Origin of the sequence: Archangium sp. (assembly GCF_045802675.1) — a bacterium.
Classification (GTDB): domain Bacteria; phylum Myxococcota; class Myxococcia; order Myxococcales; family Myxococcaceae; genus Archangium.
The window spans coordinates 75,266-92,321 of the sequence record NZ_JBJMQO010000141.1; the positions used below are offsets into that span (position 1 = coordinate 75,266).

At 70.1% G+C, this 17,056-nt stretch carries 12 protein-coding genes; 5 read left to right on the plus strand and 7 right to left on the minus strand.

The window, feature by feature from the left end; all coding sequences use genetic code 11:
• Window positions 1–138: 138 nt before the first annotated feature.
• Window positions 139–3,708 (minus strand): ribonuclease R, encoded by a 3,570-nt coding sequence (gene rnr, locus ACJ8AN_RS39180; RefSeq protein ID WP_407760734.1) that lies wholly within the window; start codon window positions 3,706–3,708, stop codon window positions 139–141.
• Between the two features lie 121 nt (window positions 3,709–3,829).
• The gene (locus ACJ8AN_RS39185) at window positions 3,830–5,344 is read right to left on the minus strand and encodes a transcriptional regulator (RefSeq protein WP_407760735.1); all 1,515 of its coding nucleotides are present in this window, start codon (window positions 5,342–5,344) and stop codon (window positions 3,830–3,832) included.
• Window positions 5,345–5,582: 238 nt separating this feature from the next.
• Between ACJ8AN_RS39185 and glp the strand changes: the two genes are divergently transcribed.
• From glp to ACJ8AN_RS39200, 3 genes are all read left to right on the plus strand, one after another.
• Complete coding sequence (gene glp / locus ACJ8AN_RS39190) at window positions 5,583–6,809, plus strand: gephyrin-like molybdotransferase Glp (RefSeq protein WP_407760736.1); 1,227 nt, start codon at window positions 5,583–5,585, stop codon at window positions 6,807–6,809.
• Between the two features lie 68 nt (window positions 6,810–6,877).
• The gene (gene ribA / locus ACJ8AN_RS39195; protein ID WP_407760737.1) at window positions 6,878–7,555 is read left to right on the plus strand and encodes a GTP cyclohydrolase II; all 678 of its coding nucleotides are present in this window, start codon (window positions 6,878–6,880) and stop codon (window positions 7,553–7,555) included.
• A gap of 58 nt (window positions 7,556–7,613) precedes the next feature.
• A complete protein-coding gene (locus ACJ8AN_RS39200; protein ID WP_407760738.1) occupies window positions 7,614–8,420 on the plus strand; it encodes an MBL fold metallo-hydrolase in 807 nt (268 codons plus the stop codon).
• A 53-nt stretch (window positions 8,421–8,473) separates the two neighbouring features.
• Here ACJ8AN_RS39200 and lipB read toward each other — a convergent pair whose 3' ends face one another.
• The 4 genes from lipB to lipA all read right to left on the minus strand — a co-directional run bounded on the left by lipB (window position 8,474) and on the right by lipA (window position 13,337).
• Window positions 8,474–9,559 (minus strand): lipoyl(octanoyl) transferase LipB, encoded by a 1,086-nt coding sequence (gene lipB, locus ACJ8AN_RS39205; RefSeq protein ID WP_407760739.1) that lies wholly within the window; start codon window positions 9,557–9,559, stop codon window positions 8,474–8,476.
• Entirely contained in the window at window positions 9,556–10,980 is a 1,425-nt protein-coding gene (locus ACJ8AN_RS39210; protein ID WP_407760740.1) for a ClpX C4-type zinc finger protein, read from the minus strand. Before ACJ8AN_RS39210 ends, lipB begins: the two co-directional genes overlap by 4 nt.
• Window positions 10,981–11,066: 86 nt before the next feature.
• Window positions 11,067–12,362 (minus strand): dihydrolipoamide acetyltransferase family protein, encoded by a 1,296-nt coding sequence (locus tag ACJ8AN_RS39215; RefSeq protein ID WP_407760741.1) that lies wholly within the window; start codon window positions 12,360–12,362, stop codon window positions 11,067–11,069.
• A 39-nt stretch (window positions 12,363–12,401) separates the two neighbouring features.
• A complete protein-coding gene (gene lipA, locus ACJ8AN_RS39220) occupies window positions 12,402–13,337 on the minus strand; it encodes a lipoyl synthase (RefSeq protein ID WP_407760742.1) in 936 nt (311 codons plus the stop codon).
• Between the two features lie 251 nt (window positions 13,338–13,588).
• Here lipA and ACJ8AN_RS39225 point away from each other — a divergent pair, with 251 nt between their 5' ends.
• Complete coding sequence (locus tag ACJ8AN_RS39225; protein WP_407760743.1) at window positions 13,589–14,377, plus strand: DUF72 domain-containing protein; 789 nt, start codon at window positions 13,589–13,591, stop codon at window positions 14,375–14,377.
• Window positions 14,378–14,403: 26 nt separating this feature from the next.
• On the opposite strand, the gene lpdA is transcribed toward ACJ8AN_RS39225, so the two are convergent.
• Window positions 14,404–15,801, minus strand: a complete 1,398-nt coding sequence (gene lpdA / locus ACJ8AN_RS39230; RefSeq protein ID WP_407760744.1) for a dihydrolipoyl dehydrogenase — start codon at window positions 15,799–15,801, stop codon at window positions 14,404–14,406.
• A 108-nt stretch (window positions 15,802–15,909) separates the two neighbouring features.
• Between lpdA and ACJ8AN_RS39235 the strand changes: the two genes are divergently transcribed.
• Window positions 15,910–17,013, plus strand: coding sequence for a hypothetical protein (locus ACJ8AN_RS39235; protein WP_407760745.1), 1,104 nt, complete (start codon window positions 15,910–15,912; stop codon window positions 17,011–17,013).
• The last annotated feature ends 43 nt before the right edge of the window (window positions 17,014–17,056 follow it).

Here is a 17,056-nt window from a genome sequence, read left to right on the forward strand (position 1 = left end):
GCGGCGACTGGAGTGGAGAATGGCCGTGGCACCCCTTGCCCGGCCCTTCGCTCTCCAGGCGGTCCGCCTCATCGCGCCACGACTCCGCCGAGGCCCCGCGACACCAGCTAGGACACGGGCGGTCTCAACCGCCCTGCCCTATCGCTTCTTCGCGTTGCGCGAGGAAGCGGTCTTCTTCTTCGCGCCGCTCTTGGTGCCACCCGTGGAGCGGGCCTTGGAGGCCGGAGCGCGCGTCTTCGGAGCCGCGGCCTTCTTCACGGCCGGAGCCCGCGCCGTCTTCTTCGCGGCAGGGGCCTTCTTCACGGCCGGAGCCCGCGCCGTCTTCTTCGCGGCAGGGGCCTTCTTCTTGCCCCCTGCCCCGCCCGAGGCGGCCTTCTTCGCGGCGGCCTTCTTCACGGCGGGAGCCTTCTTCGCGGCGGGAGCCTTCTTCGCGGCGGGAGCCTTCTTCGCGGCGGCGGCCCGCTTGTTCGCACGCGCGGGCTTCTCCTCGACGGCGGCGGCCTTCCCGCGGCGCGTAGGAGGCACGGCCTTGACCGGTGCGACCGCCCCGCCCCCTTCCCGCTCGCCTTGCGCGGCGAGGGCACGGATGCGATCGGCGACCGTGGGCTCCGGAGCGGCGGCGCGCCCCTCGAGCTGCTCGCGAGCCTCGGTGCGGCGGGCCACGGCGGGAGGCGCCACCTGCTCGGCCTCCACCCGCGCGGCGGGAGCCGTCTCCTCGGCGGCCCGGCGGCGCTGCTCCTCGGCCTCGGCCATGGAGAGCTCCTGCGCCTCCACCTTGAGCTCGGGACGGCCATGGCGATCCTGACGCTCGCGCTCGCGCGCGGCCCGGGCGGCAGTCTTGCGCCCCTCGCGCAGCTGGTGCTTCTGCGCCTTCTGCTCCTCGCGATCCACGGCCTCGATGGCGCCCACGGACCTGCCGCCAACCTCCAGGGCCTCGAATTCAATGCGCCGCAGGGCCAGGTTCACGTTGACGAGCCGCACCCGGGCCTTCTGTCCGACGCGGACGCGGAAGCCACCGGGCAGCGTGAACGAGTGCAGGGTCTTGTCGAATTTGGTCCCGAAGCCGAGCGAGTCGGCGCGCACGAGCCCCTCGATGTGCACCTCGTCGAGTTCCACGAAGAAGCCGAACTCGACGAGGCCGGCGACGGTGGCGGCGAACTCCTCGCCGAGCCGGTCCTTCATCATCAGGGCGGCGTAGTAGGAGACGACCTCGCGCTCCACCTGCATGGCGGCGCGCTCGCGCTCGGAGCTCTGCGAGGCCATGTCCTCCAGGCGCTGCTCCTCGCGCTCGAGCTGGGCCGGGGAGCGCTCCTGGCCATCGCGGGCCCAGTGCGCCTTGAGCAGCCGGTGGACGAGCAGGTCCGGGTAGCGGCGGATGGGCGAGGTGAAGTGCAGGTAGTACTCGGCGGCCAGGCCGTAGTGGCCGATGTCCGAGGCCGTGTAGACGGCCTGCATCATCGAGCGCAGCAGCAGCTGGTTGAGGGCGCGCTCCTCGGGGTGGCCCTGCAGCTGGGCCATGAAGGCGTTGAGGTCCTTCGGGGAGAGCTCCTCGGACTGGAGGCGGAAGCCGTAGGCCTGGGCGAGCTGGGCGAAGATGGCCAGCTTCTCCTGGTCGGGCTCACCGTGGTAGCGGTAGACGCTGGGCAGGCCCAGGTCGGCGAAGAACTTCGCCACCGCCTCGTTGGCGGCGAGCATGCACTCTTCAATCAGCCGGTGGCTGTCCTTGCGCTCGCGGCGCTCCATGCGGGCGGGGAGGCCATCCTCGCCCATGACGACCTTGTGCTCGGGGATGTTGAAGTCGATGGCGCCGCGCTCCTTGCGCATCTTCATGAGCACGCGGGCCAGGGTCATGAGCCGCTCGAAGTGCGGCTTGAAGGCGTTGCGGTGCGGGACGTCCTTGCCGTCCAGCACGTCCTGCACCTCGTTGTAGGTGCAGCGGGCGTGGCTGCGCATGACGCCCGGGTAGATCTCGCTGGAGAGCAGCCGCCCGCTCATATCGAGCACCATGTCGGCGACCATGCACAGCCGGTCCTCGTCGGGGCGCAGCGAGCAGATGCCGTTGCTGAGCCGCTCGGGGAGCATGGGCAGCACGCGGTCCGGCAGGTAGACGGAGGTGGCGCGGCGCAGGGCCTCGGCGTCGAGCGCGGCGCCCTCGCGCACGTAATGCGTCACGTCGGCGATGGCCACCACGAGCCGCCAGCCCTGGGGGTGGGGCTCGACGTAGACGGCGTCGTCGAAGTCGCGGGCGTCCTCGCCGTCGATGGTGACGAGCGCCATCTGCCGCAGATCTCTCCGGCCCTCGCCGCGGGCCTCCTCCTCGGAGACGACGGGGCGGATGGCGTCCGCCTCGTCCATGACCTCGGGGGGGAACTCGTCGGAGAAGCCCTGCGAGTAGGCGATGGAGAGCACCTCGGTGCTCGGGTCTCCCGGCTTGCCGATGGAGCCGGCCACCTCGCCGAAGAGGCCCTCGCCGGGCTCGAGCAATTCCGCGCCAATGCCCAGGCGCACCTTCACCACGTCCCCGTCGCGCGCCATCTGGGTGGGCGGCACGCGGATGGGGCCCTGGGTCTGAAGGTTCTTGTCGTGGGGGACGACGAGGGCATCGCGCCGGCCGCGCTCCATGTACGTGCCGACGGCGAGCTGCCGCGTGCGATCCACCACCCGGAGGAGGCGCCCTTCCATGCGCCCGGGGCGGCCCCACGACTCCACGAGCACCCGGTCATTGTCGAGCGCCCGCGCCGCCTCCTGGGGCGGCAGGAAGATGTTGTCGCCCTCGCCCGAGCTGGGGTGGACGAAGCCGTAACCGTCGCGGTGCACGTGGAGGATGCCCTCCACGGTGGCGGTCTCCACCCCCTCGCCGGAAGCGCGTCCGCCACGGCCACCCCGTCCGCCACGGCTCCGGGGATCGAAGCGCTCCTCACGGCCGGGGGGTCCCCCGCGCCCGGAGCGGCGATCCTGCGCGAAACCACCACGGCCCCCGGTATCGGGCCGGCGCTCGTCCCGCGCGAAGCGGCCCCGGGGCTCGGGACCCCGCTGCTCGGAACGGCCGCGCGACGGAGGCCCACCCCGCTGCTGCTCGAAGCGGCCACGCGACGGAGTCCCGCCACGCTCCTCGATGCGGCCGCGTGCCGGAGGCCCGCCCCGCTGCTGCTCGAAGCGGCCACGTGCCGGAGGCCCACCCGGCTCCTCGATGCGACCCTTGGGCTCGGCGCCCCGAGGCTCGGAGCGGCCACCGGACTCCATGCGGCCCTCGCGCACGAAACGGCCCCGAGGCGAGGGACGCTCCTCCCGCGCGAACCGTCCCCGGGGAGCGAAGCGCGCATCGCGCTCGGGCCGGGCCTCCTCCTGCGGACCTCCGGGCTGGCGCTCGTCGCGCTCCTCGCGCCCGGCGCCCTGCGGACGGCCATCGCGCTCCCGGCCGCGCCAGCCACCGGGCGCCTGCTCCTCGCCCCCGCGCCGGACGTGGGGCGGTTGCGCCCGGCCCTCACCGTCCGACGCCGGACCCTGGGAGGCTGGCCGCTCTCTCTGCAGGCTGAAGCGCTTGCCCTCCTTGGTCAGCTCGCCCCGGCGGACCATGTCCCGGAGGGTGCGCTTGAGCTGGGTCTGTTGACCAGGATGCAGGTGGGTGAGCCGGAGCAGTTCCTTGATGCCGAGGGGCTGCTTGGACTCGGCGAGGTGTCGCCGCACGTCTTGAAGAAGGTCGGTCACGAGAGTTCCCAAAGAGGGGGACCCGGCGGGCCCTGAAAAAAATAAGCCCGGCAGGTCCCACTGGGGACCCCCGGGCGGAAGAGCTGGAAGAAGTAGGTGACTCGGAGCGCCAGAAAGGCCCTCAGGGCTTGACGGTCACGGTGAGCTTGAACGAGCGCTCCACCTGACCCGGATTGAAGGCCTTGGCGAGGAAGAACTCGACCTCGGAGGCGCCGGGGTTGCGAGGGGTGAAGAAGAACTCGCGGGTGGCGGTGCCCTCGGGGCCGGGCTCGAAGTTGGCCTCACGCAGACCCAAGCGCTTGGCCGCCGTGGGCTCGATGGCCCAGGTGAAGCCCGGCTGCTCCTGCAGGCGCACGGTGAAGGCGTGGTTGAGCTTCACCTCGATGCTGGCTGGCTGCTCGCCCTCCACGTTCACCGACTCGAGGCCCTCACGGGAGGTGAGCCGGGCCTCGGAGGGACGCGGCTCCACGTTCTCCACGTCGATGCGGCCGCCCCAGCCCGAGGACTTGTCCACCACGCCGGTGACGGCGAGCGTCTGGCCCAGGTGCCTGCGCAGACCCTTGGCGCCCTTGCCCTCGAGGATGTAGGACACCTGCTGCCGGGTGCCCGCGTTGGAGACCACCAGCACGAACTCGTCGCCGGTCATCTCCAGGTTGCCGCGCAGCGAGGCGAAGCCCTTCATGCCCGCGCCCATGCCGGCGGAAATCACCTGGGACACCTCGCCGGGGGACAGGTAGCGCAGCCGGGGCTCGTTCTCGACGGGCTCGGGCGTGGGCTCCTCGACCTCGGGCTTCTTGGCGGAGAACTTCCGCACGTCCACGGTGCCGCCGTAGTTGGTGGTCTTCTTGATGAGACCACTGACGGACACCTTGTGGTCCAGGTACGCCGGCAGAACTTCCTGATCCGGCCCCTGGAGGATGAAGGTCAGCTCGCGCTTGTCGCGGCCCACCACCACGAGGCCGGGCAGGCCGTCGATCACCGTGAGGCGGCCCTTGAGGCTGCCCTCGCCCACCACGCCGCGGCCGGTGCCGGCGGTGAGGAGCTGCTCCAGGTCGCGCTTGTTGAGCGGCTCGGCCAGGGGCGGCAGCTTGGTGGCGCGGGGGCGCGGCTTCTCGGCCTGCGCTGCCGCCACGGCCTCCGCCCGCTCCTTGCCCTTGGGCCCGGCCTCCTTGCCCTTGGGGGCGGGAGTCTCCTTGCCCTTGGGCGCGGCGGCCTCCTTCCCCTTGGGGGCGGGAGTCTCCTTGCCCTTGGGCGCGGCGGCCTCCTTGGGAGCGGGAGTCTCCTTGCCCTTGGGCGCGGCGGCCTCCTTCCCCTTGGGGGCGGGAGTCTCCTTGCCCTTGGGCGCGGCGGCTTCCTTCGCCTTGGTGGCGGCTTCCTTGACCTTGGCGACGGCCTTGGTGGCGGCTTCCTTGACCTTGGCGACGGCCTTGGTGGCGGTCTTCTTCGCGGTGGGCTTGACGGTCTTCTCCGCTGGTGTCTTCTTCTCCGCCTTCGCGCTTCCGGTCGCCTTCGTCACCAACTTCGCGGCGGCCTTGGCCACGCTCTTGGAAGCGGACTTGAGGACACCGGGTTTCGTCGACTTGACCTTCTTGGTAGCGGGAGTCGCCTTCTTGGCCCCGGACCTGGGCTTGGCCATCGACGCTGTCTCCTTGAAGAATTCCCGTGTCATCTCAACGGGTTGGCGCACCGCTCCCGACCGGATGCGGGCCTCGCGATCACGTTTGCTTGTAACGATGATCAGCAGGAGTGTCAAACAAAGTCTTGAAATTCCTAGGGACTTTGATCCCAGAAACAGCGTGTCGCTACACACCTGTTTCGCATTGCCGGGGTAAAGCCGATCATCCCTGTGAGATCACCCCGAGGGAGCCCGACCCATGAAGGAAGATGCCGCGTTGCTGCCCGTGGAGGATGCGCGTGCCCGCACGCTTGCCCTGGTGACGCCCCTGCCGCCCGAGTGGGTCCGGCTGGAGGACGCCCTCGGGCGGGCCCTCGCCGAGGACGTGCGAGCACAACGGACCCTGCCGCCCTGGGACAACTCGGCCATGGACGGCTTCGCGGTGCGCGGCGCCGACCTGACAGGTACCCCGCCCTTCCGTCTCCGGGTGGGAGAAACCATCTATGCCGGCCAGACGCCGCGCGAGGAGGTCCGCCCGGGCACCTGCGCGCGCATCATGACGGGAGCCCCACTGCCCGCGGGCGCGGACGCGGTGGTGATGCGCGAGCGCACGCGGCTGGCCCCCGGTGGGGACACGGTGGAGATCCTCGAGCCGGTGGGACCGGGAAACTTCGTGCGGCCCCGGGGTGAGGACGCGCGGCAGGGCGAGGTGCTGCTGCCGAAGGGCACGCCGCTGGGGATTCCGGAGCTGGGGCTGGTGGTGGGCCAGGGGATGCTGACGGTGCCGGTGCCGCGCCGCCCCCGGGTGGCCATCCTCTCCACCGGGGACGAGCTGTGCCGGGCGGACGCCCCCGCCGAGGGCCGCATCGTGGACGCCAACGCCCCGGCGCTGAGCCTCGCCGTGCTGCGCGCGGGCGGAGTGCCCTCGGTGCTCGGCATCGCCCGGGACACGCTGGAGGACGTGTACCAACACCTCGCGGCCGCCGAGGGCCACGACCTGGTGCTCACCAGCGCCGGCATGTCCGTGGGCGAGCACGACTTCGTGCGCGAGGCCCTCGAGAAGCTGGGCGTGGAGCGCGACTTCTGGCGGGTGGCCCTCAAGCCGGGCAAGCCGCTCGCCGTGGGCCGCAAGGGGCGCACCGTCTACATGGGACTGCCGGGCAACCCCACCTCGTCGCTCGTCACCTTCGAGCTCTTCGTCCGCCCCGCCCTGCGCCGCATGCTGGGGCACCCGGACGTGGAGCCGCCGCGCGTGTCCGGCCGGCTGGAGGGCGAGCTGCGCAAGCCCGAGGGCCTCGCCCACTACGTCCGGGTGACGTCCGCCTGGCGGGACGGTGAGCTGTGGGTCCGGCCCCTGTCCACCCAGACCTCGGGCGTGCTGCGCTCCGCGGCCTCGGCCAGTCACCTGCTTCATTTCCCCCGCTCGTCCAGTAGGCTGGCTACTGGTGACACCGTGGAATTGCTTCCTCTGTCCTGGGGGGCATGAGGAACGAACGTCCGCGGTCCGCATCTATTTTGTGCCCCCGAGATGTTGTGCGAGAGAAGGGAACATCCATGTCCGATTCGCGTACGCCCCAGGTTCTCCCGACCCGCAAAGGCTCTTCTCTTCTGGAGAAGTTCTCCGAGGCCGACGTCCCCACGGGGCGGGGTGTGCTGCACACGGTCGTCTTCCGCGAGAAGCGCAATGGGCGCGAGCACGTGGCGCTCGTGGTGGGGCAGGTGCAGGGGTTGGAGGGCGTGCCGGTCCGCGTGCACTCCGAGTGCCTGACCAGTGAGGTGTTCGGCAGCCTGAAGTGCGACTGCCGCGAGCAGCTCGACCGGGCGCTGGACTTCGTCACCCAGAACGGGTGCGGCGTGGTGCTCTACCTCCGTCAGGAGGGCCGGGGCATCGGCTTGGGGAACAAGATCAAGGCCTACGCGCTTCAGGCCGAGGGCCTGGACACCTACGAGGCCAACCGGAAGCTGGGCTTCCCGGATGACTTGCGCAGCTACGACATCGCCGCCGAGATGCTGCGGCTGCTCGGAGTGCGCTCGGTGGACCTGATCACCAACAATCCGCTGAAAATTGCAGGCCTGGTGGAAGAAGGAATTCCGGTACGACGACGCATTCCCTCGCGTACGGAGCATAATCCGCATAACGTCGACTACCTGAGGACGAAGCGCGAGCGGACGGGGCACCTGATTGAGCTCTTCGCCGAGGACGACGACGACACGGAAGCAAAGGTTGGCTGAGGACGAACAAGAGGGGACCGCTTCGGCGCGAGTCCCGTTCCACGTACGTTTCTGGGGAGTGCGCGGCTCGATCCCGGTACCGGGGCCGAAGACGCAGCGCTACGGAGGGAACACGCCCTGCGTCGAGGTCCGATGCGGGGACGAGTTGTTCATCTTCGACCTGGGAACGGGCGTGCGTGTCCTGGGCGACGAGCTGCTCGCGACGGGTGGACCGACGCGCGCCTCCATCTTCCTTTCGCACTACCACTACGATCACCTGCAGGGGCTGCCGTTCTTCACGCCCATCTTCATCCCGAAGTACGCCTTCACGGTGTACGGGGCGCCTCGGGATGGGAAGGGCGTGAAGGAGGTGCTGGCCGGGCAGATGGTGCAGCCCTACTTCCCGGTGACGGCGGAGCAGGTCTTCAAGGCCCAGATGACGTACAAGGATCTGAGCGCGGGCCAGACGCTGGAGCTGGGCCCGGCGAGGATCCACACGCTGGATCTGAACCACCCGGGCGGCAACCTGGGCTACCGGGTGGAGTGCAACGGCAAGTCCGTGGTGTACGCGACGGATGTGGAGCACGGCTGCGAGAAGGACCAGCAGCTGGTGGAGTTCGCGCGGGACGCGGACATGCTCATCATCGACGCGATGTACACCGAGGACGAGTACCGGGGCCGCAAGGGCGCCGCGAAGATTGGCTGGGGCCACTCGACCTGGGAGTCGGCGGTGGAGACGGCCAACGCCTCGAAGGTGAAGAAGCTGGTGCTCTTCCATCACGACACCACGCGCGATGACGCCGCGATGGACGAGTTCGTCGAGCGCGTGCGCAAGCACCGCCCCGATGTGATCGCCGCCATCGAGACGGAAACCGTGAAGGTCTGAGCGGGCCTCGGGCGGGGGTGCTCCCCTCGCCCGCCCCTCCCTTCACGCGCCCCCTACACCGACAACGCCTTGATGGCGCGCTGCACGCCCTCGCGCAACCCGCGGAACGGCAGCCGCGCGAGCGCCGTCGGGACATCCACCCACTCGTGCGCGTCGTGCTCGTCGCCGAGGCGGACCTGGAAGTCGTCCGTGCACCGGGCGGCGAAGCCGTTCTCCTCCACGAGCCGCGGGGGCACCACGGCGCCCACGGCGAAGGCGTGGCGGTACTCCAGGTCCACCACGTCGGTGCGCAGCCCCGTCTCCTCGGATAGCTCGCGAGCGGCGGCCTCGCGCGGCTGCTCTCCGGGCTCCAGACGGCCGGTGACGATCTGCCAGAAGCCTCCGCGCTCGGGACGGCGGCGCAACAGCAGCACGCGGGCCTCGGGTCCCCTGCCCCGCACCAGCGTGACGCTCACGGTGCGCGTGAGGGGCGCGGGCTCCACGCGCTCGAGCCCGAAGACGTCGGCGAAGTGCCGGGCCACCTTCTCCTCGACCTCGGCCATGGGCACGGCGCGGCCGAGCTCCTTCTGCAACGAGGTGACACCCGCCTCGCTGATGCCGCAGGGGACGATGAGGTTGAAGTGCGGCAGGTGCGTGTTGACGTTGAGCGCGAAGCCGTGACTGGTGAGCCAGCGCGCCAGGTGCACGCCGATGGCGGCGATCTTCCGCGCATCGGGCGAGTCCTCCTGGCCGATCCACACCCCGGGCCACTTGGGGATGGTGCCCGAGGTGATGCCGTACTCGGCCACGGTGCGGATGACGCACTGCTCGACGTCGCGCACGTAGCGGCGCACGTCCTGGCGGCCCTCGGGGAGGAGGAAGATGGGGTAGCCCACGAGCTGCCCGGGCCCGTGGTAGGTGACGTCGCCACCGCGGTCGGTCTCGTAGATGTCGACGCCCTCGGAGGCGAGCCGCGCGTCACTGGCGATGATGTTGGCGCGCCTGGCGGCACGGCCCAGGGTGAGCACGGGCGGGTGCTCGAGCAGCAGCAGGACGTCCCCGCAGAGGCCCTGGCGGCGAGCCTCGCCGAAGAGCTTCATGAGCTGGAGACCATCCTCGTATTCGACCCGGCCGAACCGGTACACCGTCAGCGTGTTCACGACGATCCCTTCCGCCGGCTCTTTCGGGCCGGCTTCGCCTTCCCCTTCTTCTTCACCTCCACGCGCCAGGTGCCAGGGGGCACACGGGCCAGGAGGGCCTGCAACTCATGCCCCGAGCGCTGTGAGCGGGAGGCCTCGGTGGCGAGCGCGGTGAGCGCCTCGTCCGAGAGCACGCAGTCCTCGCGCGAGGCGAGCCGGTGCCGGGCGATCTCCTTCAGGTCCTCGACGCTCGGAGACTCGAACGCCACGAGGAGTTGCACCTGCTCCAACAGGACGACGGGCAGCGCGCCGCGCACGGCCTCGGAGAGCGAGGCGGTGGTGGTCACGGGCAGACGGCCCGAGTCCGACAGGAGCACGGGCCCCGGAGCCGCCGGCTCACCCCGGGAGGTCATCAGCACGGTGCGCTCGGAGTAACGGGCCAGGAAGGCGGCCAGCACTGTCTGCTCGGCGGGAGGAAGCCGGTCCACGTCCTCCACGAGCAGCATGGCGTCCACCGGAGCGCGGTCGAGGGCATCGGGAGTGACGAGCACGCCCCTCCCCTGCTCCACGAGCGCGCGCATCCAGGTGCTCTTTCCGGAGCCCTCGGGCCCGAGCAGCAGCACGCGGCGCACGCCCACTTCCAGGCCGTGCTCGAAACGCTCGCGGGCCGATTCCTGCCCCACCAGCTCGAAGGAGACGGGACGCCGCGAGGCCGAGGCCCGGCGCGCGGCCGAGGCCATGGGAACCACACCGCCAAGCAGCGCGCCCGACTCACCGATGCAGGCCGAGCAGATGAACGCGCCCGCGGGACCGGCGACGAGCGGCCCCACCTCGGAGCGGGGGCGGCAGCAGAAGGAGCACCAGGCGTCGAGCGAAGGGTCCGCCCGCGTCGGCCCGCGCTCGATGAAGGCGCCCTCTCCCGCTTCCGCGCTGGGACGAGGCTCTTCCTTCCGAGGCGCCTCCACGGGACGCGTCTCCACGGGAGCGCGGACATCCACGGGAGCCTCGGCCCGAGCCTCCTGCACGCTGGAGACATCCACGCTGAGCACGGCGGCCCGGATGACCTCGGTGGCCGCGGCCACGGGATTGAGTCGGCGATCCATCGCCAGCTCGGCCTCGCGCAGGGCCTCCCGCAGCGTCGACGACGAGTCCTCCTCGAGGACCCACACCCCGGGCTCTTCGTCGGAGTCGGAGGGTGGCTCGGAGACGGCGGGCGGCTCGGCCTGCTGCGCCGAGGTCAGCCGGACGAGCTCCTCCTCCAGGTCCTTGCGGGAAGGGTCCAACCGGAGGGCGTAGCGCAGGAGCTGCTCGGCCCGAGGCAGGTTGCCCGAGCGCCGGCACAGGTCGGCGGCGCGCCGGAGCAACTCGAGGGCCCGGGGCTTGTCTCCCCCGAGCTCCGCGGCCTGGGCGGCGCGGATGACTTCGCGAACGTTATCTCCCATGGGGCAGCTTGACCTCTTCGAAGGCCGGGAGCGCGGTGCGCGAGCGCTCCCGGCGAGGCACGCGCCCCCGGCAGGCGGCCCGGCCGTCAGGCCATGGCCAGGAACAGCATGTCCGGATGCTCCAGGTACTTGATGACCTCGTAGACGAAGTCAGCGGCGACCTGGCCATCGATGACGCGGTGATCGGCGGAGATGGACACGTTCATCATCTCGCGCACCACCACCTGGCCGTTGTTGTCCACCGCGGGGCGCTTGCGCATGCGGTGGATGCCCATGATGGCCACCTCGGGGTGGTTGATGATGGGCGTGGCGAAGATGCCGCCCGTCTGGCCCAGCGAGGTGATGGTGAAGGTGCCACCCGTCAGCTCCTCCATCTTCAGCTTGCGATCCCTCGCCGCGGTGCTCAGCCGGACGATCTCCTCGGCCAGCTCGCGCAGGCTCAGCCGGTCCGCGTTCTTGATGACGGGGACGGTGAGGCCCTCGGGGGTGGCCACGGCGATGCCGATGTTGAACTCGCCGCGCACGACGAGCTCCTGGGCGGCCTCGTCCATGTTGGCGTTGACGTGCGGGTACTTCTTCATCGCGGCGACGACGGCCTTCACGATGAAGGGCAGGAAGGACAGCTTCGTCTTCTCCCCGGCGTTCACCAGCGTCTCGTTGAGGCGCTTGCGCAGGGCGACGATCGCCGTGCAGTCCACTTCCTCGACGAAGCCGAAGTGGGGCGCGGTGAACTTCGAGCGCACCATCTTCTCGGCGATCTTCTTGCGCAGGCCGCGCAGCGGGATGCGCTCGTCACCCTTGCCCGAGGCCACGGACGGAGCGGCCGGACGGGCCTGCTGGGCGGCGGGAGCGGCGGCCGGAGCCACCTCGTTGCGCGTGGTGCGGCCACCCTCGAGCGCCGCCACCACGTCCGCCTTCATCACGCGGCCCTGGGGACCCGAGCCCGGAATCTCCGCGAGGTTCAGCCCGTGCTCGGCCGCCATGCGGCGGGTGAGCGGCGTGGCCAGCACCTTGGTGGCGGCCTGCGCGCCATTGCCCTGGGCAGCGGCGGCGGCGATCGCCCCGGCGGTGGCGGGGGCAGCGGACGGAGCCGCGTGAGCGGCGGGAGCCCCATGGCCCGAGGCCTGGACCGGCGCGGCGCCCTCGATCTCCAGGGTGGCGAGGAGCTGATGGACCTTGGCCATCTCGCCCTCCTTGCCGTGCGTCTGCACGACGCGGCCTGCCTTGGGGCTGGGCACGGTCACCGTGGCCTTGTCCGTCATGACCTCGGCGAGCGTCTGGTCCTCCTTGACCATGTCGCCAGCCTTGACGTGCCACTTGACCAGCTCGCCCTCCTGCACGCCTTCACCAAGATCGGGCAGCTTGAACTCGAAGATCGCCATGTCGGGGGGGGTCCGTTTCGGGATGGGGTTGAGAAGGCGTCAGGTGTTGCCGGGGAGACCCAGGCGCTCACGCTCCATGAGTCCCTTCATGAAGAACTCGGCGGCGCGGTAGCTCGAGCGCACCAGCGGCCCGGAGGCGACGTAGAGGAAGCCGTAGGACTCGGCGAGCGCCTTGTAGTCCGCGAACTGCTGCGGGGTGACGAAGCGCTCCACGCGCAGGTGGTACTGGGACGGCTGCAGGTACTGGCCGAGCGTCAGCACGTCCACGCCCACCGCGCGCAGATCCTTGAAGGTCTGCTCCAGCTCGGCGTCGCTCTCGCCCAGGCCCACCATCACGGAGGACTTGGTGTAGAGCTTCTCCGGCCGCTGCTTGAGGTACTCGAGCACCTTCATGGACTGCTTGTAGGTGGCGCGGCGATCACGCACGGTGGGGGTGAGGCGCTCCACCGTCTCCACGTTGTGGGCCACCACGTGCGGGCGGGCCTCGGCCACGGTGGCCAGGTCGCGCTCCACGCCCTTGAAGTCGGGGATGAGCACCTCGACGATCGTCTTGGGCGAGTGCTGGCGCAGCTCGCGGATGGCCGAGGCGAAGTGACTCGCGCCGCCATCGGGCCGGTCATCGCGGTTCACCGACGTCACCACGATGTACTCGAGGTCCATCTCCTTGACCGCCTGGGCCAGGTGGATGGGCTCCATGGGATCCAACGGAGGGGGCGCGCCCACCTTCACGTGGCAGAAGCGGCACGCGCGGGTGCACACCTCGCCCATGAGCATCACCGTGGCGGTGCCACCGCCCCAGCACTCGGCGATGTTGGGGCAACGGGCCTCCTCGCACACCGTGGCCAGCTTCGTGCGGCGCACGATGGATTTCACCCGCTCGTACCCCTCTCCGTGGGGGAGGCGCACCTTCAGCCACTCGGGTTTCCGGGTGGTCTCGGTTACCTGCGGCAGGGGGAAACGATCGGGAGTAGCCATGGGTCGCGGCCTTCTACGGTTGGGTGGAAAGCAGGGTCAAGTGGGAAGCCCTGACGCGAGGCGTCAGTCCCTCCCCGGAGTCCAGACACTTCACCCGTTGTAACGGCTCCGAGCAGCGCGAGCAGCGGAGGCACGAGCACGCAGGCTCCGCGCCTTCGCGGGCCCCGTAAGCCCAGCTTGCGTGAAGGATGAGTGGACCACGCAGCTGGCGCCCGGCCGCCTGGAACGGCGGGAGTGCCCATTCTAGGGGCATGCGGGCCATCCACCTGGGGACGAGCGGCTACGTCTACAAGCACTGGAAGGACTTCTTCTACCCACCCAAGCTGCCAGCCAGCCGCTGGCTCCCCTATTACGCCCGCGTCTTCTCCACGGTGGAGCTCAACGCGCCCTTCTACCGGCTACCCACGGCGGACGCGGTGGACGGTTGGCGCGAGCAGACTCCTGCGGGCTTCAAGTTCGCGTGCAAGGGCAGCCGCTACCTCACGCACATGAAGAAGCTCACGGACGTGGGCGAGGGCCTCGAGCGCTATTTCAGCGTCATCCTGCGCCTGGGTCCCAAGCTGGGCCCGGTGCTGTGGCAGCTGCCGCCGCACATGAAGAAGCCGGACCCGGCGAAGGTGGATCGCTTCCTCGCGGCGCTGCCTCGCGGCGTGCAGTACGTCTTCGAGTTCCGCGACGCCGTCTGGTACCACGACGAGGTGCTGGACGTGCTGGACCGTTGGGGCGCGGCGGTGTGCGAGCACGATCTCGTCCCCGTGCCTCCCCCGCGTATCACGGGAGGCTTCCGCTACGTGCGCTTCCACGGGTTTGGCTCGCGCTACGCCGGGCGCTATGGCCGCGAGGCGATGTGGCCAGTGGCGGTCGACCTGGACCGGTGGCGGCGCAAGGGGCGCACGGCGTGGGTCTACTTCAACAACGACCTGCACGGGCACGCACTGCTCGACGCGTTCGACCTGGCGGAGCTGCTCGGCCACGTGCAGGTGCGCCCGCCCCCGGACATGCGAAGGCCGCCCGAGACACAGGAGTCCCGGACGGCCTGAGCACTACCTGAAGAGAGAACCGCGGCTCAGATGTGGATCGGGTGACCCAGGGTGGCCTCGGCGCCCTCCTTGACGATCTCCGAGAGCGTCGGGTGCGCGTGCATCGTGTGCGCGAGCTCCTCGGTGGTGATCTCCAGGCGCATGGCGACGCACGCCTCGGCGAGCAGCTCGGTGGCGTGCGGGCCCACCAGGTGCACGCCGAGCACCTCGTCATACTTCTTGTCGGAGACGACCTTGATCATTCCGAAGGCCTCGTTGGAGATGGAGGCCTTGGTCACGGCGGAGAACGGGAAGATGGCGGCCTTCACGTCGTAGCCGCGCTCCTTGGCCTTCTTCTCCGTGAGGCCCACCGACGCCACCTCGGGGTAGCAGTAGGTGGCCGACGGCGTGAGATCGTAGTTGATGGGCGCGGGGTTCTTCCCGGCGATGTGCTCGACGGCGAGCACGCACTCGGCGCTGGCCACGTGGGCGAGCATCGGCGTGGGGATCACGTCACCGATGGCGTACACGTTCGCCTCGGTGGTGCGCATCATGTTGTCCGTCTTGATGAAGCCGCGCTCGGGCTTGATGGACGTGAGCTGCAGGCCGATGTCCTCGGACACGGGCGCGCGGCCCACCGCCGACAGCACCAGCTCCGCCTCGATGGCGCGCGTCTCGTTGCCCACCGTCATGGTGAGCTTCACGCCGCTGGCGGTGTTCTCCACCTTCTCCACCTTGGCGCCCAGGTGCAGGTCGATCTTCCGCTTCTTGAAGTGCTTCTCCAGCTCCTTCGAGCAGTCCACGTCCTCGATGGGCAGCAGGTTGGGCATGTACTCCACGATGGAGACCTGGGTGCCCATGTGGTTGAAGACGGAAGCGAACTCGCAGCCCACCGCGCCCGCGCCGATGACGATCAGGCTCTTGGGAATGCGGTCGAGGGTGAGGATGGAGTCGCTGTTGAGGATGCGCTTGTGGTCCACCGGAACGTTCGGCAGCGACTTGGGCACCGAGCCCGTCGCGACGATGATGTTCTTCGTCTCCAGCGACTGCTTGCCACCGCCCTCGAGGTCGACGTCGACCTTGCCCTTGCCGGCGATGCGGCCGTGGCCCTTGATGACGGTGATCTTGTTCTTCTTCATCAGGTAGTCGATGCCGTTGGCACCCTTGGTGACCACCTTCTGCTTGTGCTCCTGGACCTTGGCCCAGTTGACCACCGGGGCAGGCACCTCGATACCGAAGTCCGCGGCCTCACGGATGTGGTGCAGCAGCGCCGCGGACCACAGGAGGGACTTGGTGGGGATGCAGCCGCGGTGGAGGCAGGTGCCACCCAGACGCTTGTCCTTCTCGATAATGGCCGTCTTCAGCCCCAGCTGCGCGGCCCGGATCGCGCCGACATACCCGCCGGGGCCCGAACCGATGATCACCACGTCGAAATTCTCAGCCAAGAACGCCTCCGGAGTGGATGTACCCGAGCGGCGCTGATAACCACCCCTCCCGGCCGGAATCAAGGAGTTTGCACCTTGCGACGCTTCCCGCTCCGAACGCTTCTTCTCATGGCGCTGGCCCTGGCGGCCTTCATCCGTCTGTACTTCGTCTCCCACCGGCAGGCCGAGCGTCCCGCCCCCTCGAAGCCGGTGGTCATCGAGACGACCCCCACCCCCCACGAGGCCGTCTCCCCCACGAGCGCCCAGGCCTGCCGCACCCTGGACCGTGCCCTGGAAGGCGCGATCCAAGCCCCCGCCGATACGACCGCCAACGCGACGGCCCGGCAGCAGCTCGACGCCTGCGCCGAGCCTCCGGCACGCGCCTGTGAGCTGGGCGCCGCGCTGGATGCCCGTGCCCTGCTCGACGCTGGCACGTCGCCGCTTCGCGAGCTGCTGGATGCACTGTGTCAACGCTGCCCGGCCGGAACCAATCCCTGTGCGGGCTTCGTCACACGCGCGGTGATGGGACTGGGCGCGGGCCGTCCCGCCGACTCCGCCAACGTGCGCTGGCACCTGGAACACGCCGGGCCGGCGGGAACTCCCGTCGCCTGCGCCGAGGTCACCCAATCCCTCCTGGCCCCCTCGGCGCTGGCCACGGATCCGCTGTCGGTTCCGCAGAGGGAGCTGCTCGCCCAGCTCGCTCCGGCGTGCGCTCATGCGGGACGGCTCCCCGCGAACGTGCTGCACGCGGCCGTGGTGCAGGGCGACGTGCCCGCGCTGGCGCAGCTCGTCCAGCAGATGCCGGCCGGAACGACCACCGTGCTGAAGCCGAGCCGCACCGTGGGCCCGCAAGGCGCGGAGCAGGCCTTCGATGGACAGGAGGCCACGGGCGTGGAGCTGGCCCCGGCGAAGACTCCGCCGCCGCGCTGGGAGAAGGACGGCGCCCTGAGCGCGGTCTTCGAGCCGCCCATCCAGGGACTCTCGGCGCTTCGGGTGCGCGCCAGTGGCCCGGGCACCCTGCGCGCCGCCGTCCGCACCTCGGACGAGCTGGGGCTGAATGATCCGGACTCGAAGACGAGCTTCGTGCTCCCGGTGGCCTGCCGCTTCCGGGGCACCGGCCAGTGGGAGACCTGCACGCTGCCGACGCCGCTGCTGGACGTGGAGGCGCTCAGCGCGTTCCCCGACAAGGGCAAGCTCACGGTGAGCGAGGTGGAGGCGCGCGGGACGCGGTAGCTCGGTGGTGGCGCGGATGTGAACGCCGTGACCTCTACAACCT

What these genes read in the sequence shown, in the direction of transcription:
- ACJ8AN_RS39235 (WP_407760745.1), top strand. Translation starts at nt 15,910, where the DNA reads ATGGCGCTGGCCCTGGCGGCCTTCATCCGTCTGTACTTCGTCTCCCAC.
- ribA (WP_407760737.1), top strand. Translation starts at nt 6,878, where the DNA reads ATGTCCGATTCGCGTACGCCCCAGGTTCTCCCGACCCGCAAAGGCTCT.
- ACJ8AN_RS39215 (WP_407760741.1), bottom strand. Translation starts at nt 12,362, where the DNA reads ATGGCGATCTTCGAGTTCAAGCTGCCCGATCTTGGTGAAGGCGTGCAG.
- ACJ8AN_RS39210 (WP_407760740.1), bottom strand. Translation starts at nt 10,980, where the DNA reads ATGGGAGATAACGTTCGCGAAGTCATCCGCGCCGCCCAGGCCGCGGAG.
- lipA (WP_407760742.1), bottom strand. Translation starts at nt 13,337, where the DNA reads ATGGCTACTCCCGATCGTTTCCCCCTGCCGCAGGTAACCGAGACCACC.
- ACJ8AN_RS39185 (WP_407760735.1), bottom strand. Translation starts at nt 5,344, where the DNA reads ATGGCCAAGCCCAGGTCCGGGGCCAAGAAGGCGACTCCCGCTACCAAG.
- glp (WP_407760736.1), top strand. Translation starts at nt 5,583, where the DNA reads ATGAAGGAAGATGCCGCGTTGCTGCCCGTGGAGGATGCGCGTGCCCGC.
- ACJ8AN_RS39225 (WP_407760743.1), top strand. Translation starts at nt 13,589, where the DNA reads ATGCGGGCCATCCACCTGGGGACGAGCGGCTACGTCTACAAGCACTGG.